The organism is Mesorhizobium sp. M2A.F.Ca.ET.039.01.1.1 (assembly GCF_003998035.1).
Classification (GTDB): domain Bacteria; phylum Pseudomonadota; class Alphaproteobacteria; order Rhizobiales; family Rhizobiaceae; genus Mesorhizobium.
Genome location: NZ_RZRY01001164.1, coordinates 1 through 1,308, shown reverse-complemented (window position 1 = coordinate 1,308; position 1,308 = coordinate 1). Strand labels below are relative to the sequence as shown.

General features: G+C 61.7%; 2 protein-coding genes. One reads left to right on the top strand and one right to left on the bottom strand.

The window, feature by feature from the left end; genetic code table 11:
- On the bottom strand, positions 1-448 hold a 448-nt coding region (locus tag EOA24_RS38225), incomplete at its 3' end, for a trimethylamine methyltransferase family protein (RefSeq protein ID WP_189354603.1).
- Positions 449-720: 272 nt separating this feature from the next.
- Here EOA24_RS38225 and EOA24_RS38220 point away from each other — a divergent pair.
- On the top strand, positions 721-1,308 hold a 588-nt coding region (locus EOA24_RS38220; RefSeq protein WP_127410840.1), incomplete at its 3' end, for a B12-binding domain-containing protein.

Below are 1,308 nucleotides of genomic sequence, written 5' to 3'. Positions count from 1 at the left end.
CGTCGAGGTCGCGCACGAAGGGCGGGCCGTAGACCGGCGCGAACACGGTCGCGTTGCCGCCGATCTGCACCGAGCGGTCCGGATTGCGCGCATGCTGGGTGTAGATCGAAGGCGCGGTCTTCAAGAGCGAGCGGCAGAGCCCCTTGGGGAAATGCACGCGCTCGCCCTTGACGTCGGCGCCCGCCTCCTTCCACAGCGCCAGCGCCTCGGCGTCATCGCGAAAGATGATGCCGATCTCTTCCAGCACCGTGTCGGTATTCTTCTCGATCAGCGCCAGGCCTTCCTCGTTGAGGACCTCGTAGACGTTGATCTTGCGCTTGATGTACGTGAGCTGGGTGCCCGGACCGCCGCCTGAACGGGCTGCCCGGCGTGCCGCCGCGCCGCCGCTGGCGCCGCGACCGCGTCGTCCACCCGGCGCTTCCTGCTCGACTGCCGCGTTATCGCTCATGATCGTTCTTCCTGTAACTTGGCCTGAATTGGCTGGGCGGCCCGTCGCTGCCGCTTCTTGCCTGGATCGTAGCCATGCACCCTATTGGAAACGGCCAGCCAGCGCCAACACCTGTCGCAAAATCGACAAGAAAAGCGTCAATTTTTCAGTCGCTTTCCTTTTGCGGGAAGTCGCAAATCAGCTATGGCTAGCTTGCCCTCGCGGGTTAGGTATTGGCGCATCGTTTTTTAGGCTGCCGCAGTCATTCCGAGCAGCAAGGAGCCCGAGGAAAAATGGCCGACGACGAGATCATCCTTTCCGAGCTTTCCGACGAGGAGCTTGTGCAGCAGATGCACGACGACCTCTATGACGGTCTGAAGGAAGAAATCGAGGAAGGCACGCATATCCTTCTCGAGCGCAATTGGGCGCCTTACAAGGTGCTGACCGAGGCGCTGGTCGAAGGCATGCGCATCGTCGGCGAAGATTTTCGCGATGGCATTCTGTTCGTGCCGGAAGTGCTGCTTTCCGCCAATGCCATGAAGGCCGGCATGGCTATCCTGCGTCCGCTGCTCGCCGCCACCGGCGCGCCGAAGCAGGGCAAGATGGTGATCGGCACCGTCAAGGGCGACATCCACGACATCGGCAAGAACCTCGTCGGCATGATGATGGAGGGCGCCGGCTTCGACGTCATCGACCTCGGCATCAACAACGCGGTCGAGAAATATCTCGACGCCATCGAGCAGCACCAGCCCGACATCATCGGCATGTCGGCGCTGCTCACCACCACCATGCCCTACATGAAGGTCGTTATCGACACGATGAAGGAAAAGGGCATCCGTGACGATTATGTCGTCCTGGTCGGCGGCGCGCCGCTCAACGAG